The organism is Salipiger sp. HF18 (assembly GCF_011806505.1).
Taxonomy (GTDB): domain Bacteria; phylum Pseudomonadota; class Alphaproteobacteria; order Rhodobacterales; family Rhodobacteraceae; genus Salipiger; species Salipiger thiooxidans.
The window spans coordinates 1-3,988 of sequence record NZ_JAATOS010000369.1 but is presented as its reverse complement, the minus strand read 5'-3'; the positions used below and the strand labels follow the sequence as shown (position 1 = coordinate 3,988).

The window sequence follows — 3,988 nt, the reverse complement described above, 5'->3', positions numbered from 1 at the left end:
GCGCCGGAACACCTCGTCGCGGGGCAGCCACGGGTACTTGTGGTCCTCCGTCACGTGGCCCCAGAACAGCCGGCCGCCGTTGCGCCACGGGTCGAGCACGATGCCGTCGTACATGCTGTCGCCGGGGGCGGTGACCACCACCGTGCTGTGCTCGATGCGCAGCGGGTTCTCGGAATTGGCGATGGCGCGCTGCAGCTCGAGCGTGGTGAAGCCCTCCTGCCGCAGCCGCGCCTCGAGGTCATCGGCCCACTGGTAGCAGAGCCCGCGCGGCTTGGTGCCGTTGTTGACCTTGATGTTGTGGATATAGGGCGGATCCTCGACCTCGTAGGCCACGGCGAGGCGGAGCGGATACTCGTAGGAGATCCGGGCCACGCGGTCGGCCTCCTCGGCGGAGATGCCGGCGCCAAGCGCCTGAATCTCGCGCGAGAGTTCGGCGATGTCGGAGTGGTGCGGCCGCGGCAGCTGGTCCGGCGGCGGCGTGCCGCAGGCGCTGAGGACGAGGGTCGCGAGGACAAGAAGAAGGGCGATCGGGGAGAGGGAGAATTTCAAGGTCGATCCGGGGCTTCGTGTAGGGTCGCGCTGGATCATGGTCCGCAGGCGCGACAAGGCAAGGGTGCGGTGGGCTGTGGTAGGGACGGCGTTGCGGCGCTGCCGCACCGGGCGCGCAATTGCACGTTGCGGGGCGTTGCGCTATCCCCTTTCGATACATCGCGTCCTACCGGAGCCCCCATGCTGCGCCTGATCCCCGTTCTTGTGCTTGCCCTCGGCCTGTCCGCCTGTGCCAACGGCCAGACCGACCTGAAGAAACCCGCCGAACCGATCGGGGACTTTAAGCTCGGCCATGCCATCGTGGTGGCGCCGAACATCGTCGAGGGGCCGGTCTCGCGCAACGCCACCGCCGAAGAGTGGATCGCCTCGGTCGACGCGGCGCTGGAAGAGCGCTTCCGTCGGCAGGACGGCGACAAGTTCTACCACCTCGGGGTCAGCGTCGAGGGCTTCGTGCTGGCGCAGCCGGGCATTCCGCTGGTGTTCAGCCCGAAATCGGCGCTGATCGTCCGGGTCACCGCCTGGGACGACGCCGCGCAGAAGAAGCTCAACGATACGCCCGAAGAGATCACCGTGCTCGAGAGCTTCTCGGCCGAGACCGTGGTGGGCTCGGGCGTGACCCAGTCGCGCGAGCAGCAGATGCGCAACCTCTCGGCCAACATGGCGCTGCAGATCGAGAAATGGATGCGGCGGATGCAGAAAAACGAGGGCTGGTTCGGTGGCCCCGACGCCGGAAAGCGCCCCTCGGAAGCGGCGTCCGGGCCGGCCGAGGTCGCGGGGTCCGCGGATTCGCCGCAGGCGCCGGCGGCGTCTGGCCGCGGCGCCTGAACGCTCACCGCGCCGCGGCGCAGGGCACGGCCCCGGGGGCTTGCGGCTCTCGGGGGGTGAGGCCTTGCTGCATCAGGGGTGGCGGAATGGCCCGAAACGTAAGGAAACACGCGGATTCCAGCGTGTCCCCAGGCATCAACGGCTTGATTTTCCCTCTGCAAGCCAATAAATGGCCCGCGATGCGAAACCGGGTCGTTTTGGGCCCCTGAAAAGGCGAGGCGTCTTTACAAGATGGCAAAGGAAAAGTTCGAGCGGTCGAAACCGCACTGCAACATCGGCACGATCGGTCACGTTGACCACGGCAAGACCACGCTGACGGCTGCGATCACGAAGTACTTCGGCGAGTTCCGCGCCTACGACCAGATCGACGGCGCGCCGGAAGAAAAGGCCCGCGGCATCACGATCTCGACCGCGCACGTCGAGTACGAGACCGAGAACCGCCACTACGCGCACGTCGACTGCCCCGGCCACGCCGACTACGTGAAGAACATGATCACCGGTGCTGCCCAGATGGACGGCGCGATCCTGGTCGTGAACGCGGCTGACGGCCCGATGCCGCAGACCCGCGAGCACATCCTGCTCGGCCGCCAGGTGGGTATCCCCGCCATGGTCGTGTTCCTGAACAAGGTCGACCAGGTGGACGACGAGGAGCTCCTCGAGCTCGTCGAGATGGAAGTGCGCGAGCTTCTGTCGGCCTACGACTTCCCGGGCGACGACATTCCGATCATCGCAGGCTCGGCTCTGGCCGCGCTCGAAGGCCGTGATCCGGAAATCGGCGAGAACAAGATCCGCGAGCTGATGGCCGCCGTGGACGAGTACATCCCGCAGCCGCCGCGCGCCACCGACCAGCCGTTCCTGATGCCGATCGAGGACGTGTTCTCGATCTCGGGCCGCGGCACCGTGGTGACCGGCCGCGTCGAGCGTGGTGTGGTGAACGTTGGCGACGAACTCGAGATCGTCGGCATCAAGGACACCCAGAAGACCACCTGCACCGGTGTGGAAATGTTCCGCAAGCTGCTCGACCGCGGTGAGGCCGGCGACAACATCGGCGCGCTGCTGCGCGGCATCGACCGTGAAGCGGTCGAGCGCGGCCAGGTGCTCTGCAAGCCGAAGTCGGTGAACCCGCACACCAAGTTCGAGTGCGAGGTCTACATCCTGACCAAGGAAGAGGGTGGCCGTCACACGCCGTTCTTCGCGAACTACCGTCCGCAGTTCTACTTCCGGACCACCGACGTGACCGGCACCGTGACCCTCCCCGAGGGCACCGAGATGGTCATGCCCGGCGACAACCTGAAGTTCACCGTGGAACTGATCGCACCGATCGCCATGGAAGACGGTCTCCGCTTCGCAATCCGCGAAGGCGGCCGCACCGTCGGTTCGGGCGTCGTCTCCAAGATCCTCGCGTAATTCGGGACGCGCCCGCGGCGATCATGCGGGCGCAACCGTCCCTACAGACGTAAGCAGGGGCGCCCGAGGGCGCCCCTGTTGCTTTTCCGGTCCATGTCTGTGGCCGGTCGGAAAGAGGCCGTGACGATGTCCGGCCTCCTCCTCGCTCCGCGGCTCACTGGTACGAGCGGATCAGCGACTCTGCCTTGCTTTTCGCGTTGCCCGCGCCGGTTTCGTCCTGCACCTGGTTGTAGATGGCGACGGCTTCGGCGTTGGTCAGGTCCGATGCGTCGGCTTCCGGAGCGATGCGCTCGAGCGCGGCACGGGCGAAATCGCCGGTTTTGTAGCCCTGTGCGGAGGCGACGCCTGCAAAGGCGGTGACGACTGCGGCCGTGAGAACGATGAGCTTTTTCATGATTTTTGTCCTTTCTGGGGAGACGCACACGATTGTGCGTTTTGCCGATTGTCCCGTTGTCTTGTGACACTCGGAATATTGTTATTTGGCAGACGATTGGCAAATCACGGGAGTGCTCTCGCCCGGTCGCGGAAACGTGCCCTTGAAGGTGAAGTCCTGCGTTCAATCGGGGCTGTGTTTTGTAATAAGCATTTAATAATAAATGATATAAATTCCTTTAACCGTCATCGTTCCGGCGATCCCTGCGTGAGGCGCGGGGGCTGGAGTCCGGCAAACCGGGGGGTGCGCCCCGCGTTGTGCGTCTGTGCACATAGTCGGGACGTGTCCTGAGACGCATCGCCATCGCTTGCCGTCGCCGACGCGGGAGCTATCCTGCCCAACATGCACGAGCTCGTTCCAAGCCCCGACGACGTCATCCTGACCGGCTATACGCTGGACGGCCCCGGCCATGGCCACCGGCTCAGCCCGTCTGAGGCGCCGGACGTGCTGCGCAGCGACACGCTGGGCTGGGTCCACCTGCGGGCGCAGCATCCGGACACGCCGGGGTGGATCGTCGAGAACCTCTCTTACCTCGATCCAACCATCATCGACGCACTGGTGGCCGAAGAGACACGCCCGCGCGTGACGATGGTGGGCAAAGGCCTCATCGTGATTCTGCGGGGCATCAACACCATCGAGGGCGAGGACCCCGAGGACATGGTCTCGGTCCGGCTCTGGATCGACCCGCATCGCATCGTCAGCCTGTCGCGGCGGCGGGTGCGCGCCATCGAGGACATCGCGGAGTGTCTCGCCGAAGGGCAGGGGCCGCGCGAC

The 3,988-nt window shown here is 65.7% G+C and carries 5 protein-coding genes; 3 read left to right on the top strand and 2 right to left on the bottom strand.

Annotation, left to right across the window (positions count from 1 at the left end; all coding sequences use genetic code 11):
* Nucleotides 1-549: hypothetical protein (locus HC022_RS20680; RefSeq protein WP_167453673.1), on the bottom strand; the 549-nt coding region annotated here is incomplete at its 3' end.
* 180 nt (nt 550-729) lie between these two features.
* Between HC022_RS20680 and HC022_RS20675 the strand changes: the two genes are divergently transcribed.
* Both HC022_RS20675 and tuf read left to right on the top strand, forming a co-directional pair.
* A complete protein-coding gene (locus tag HC022_RS20675; protein WP_167453672.1) occupies nt 730-1,374 on the top strand; it encodes a hypothetical protein in 645 nt (214 codons plus the stop codon).
* A gap of 231 nt (nt 1,375-1,605) precedes the next feature.
* Nucleotides 1,606-2,781 carry an elongation factor Tu gene (gene tuf / locus HC022_RS20670; RefSeq protein ID WP_008883278.1) on the top strand — a complete coding sequence of 392 codons (1,176 nt, stop codon included), beginning with the start codon at nt 1,606-1,608 and terminating at the stop codon, nt 2,779-2,781.
* A gap of 154 nt (nt 2,782-2,935) precedes the next feature.
* Here tuf and HC022_RS20665 read toward each other — a convergent pair whose 3' ends face one another.
* Entirely contained in the window at nt 2,936-3,175 is a 240-nt protein-coding gene (locus tag HC022_RS20665; protein ID WP_167453671.1) for a hypothetical protein, read from the bottom strand.
* 381 nt (nt 3,176-3,556) lie between these two features.
* Between HC022_RS20665 and HC022_RS20660 the strand changes: the two genes are divergently transcribed.
* A partial coding sequence (locus HC022_RS20660; RefSeq protein ID WP_303049087.1) for a CorA family divalent cation transporter occupies nt 3,557-3,988 on the top strand: 432 nt, incomplete at its 3' end.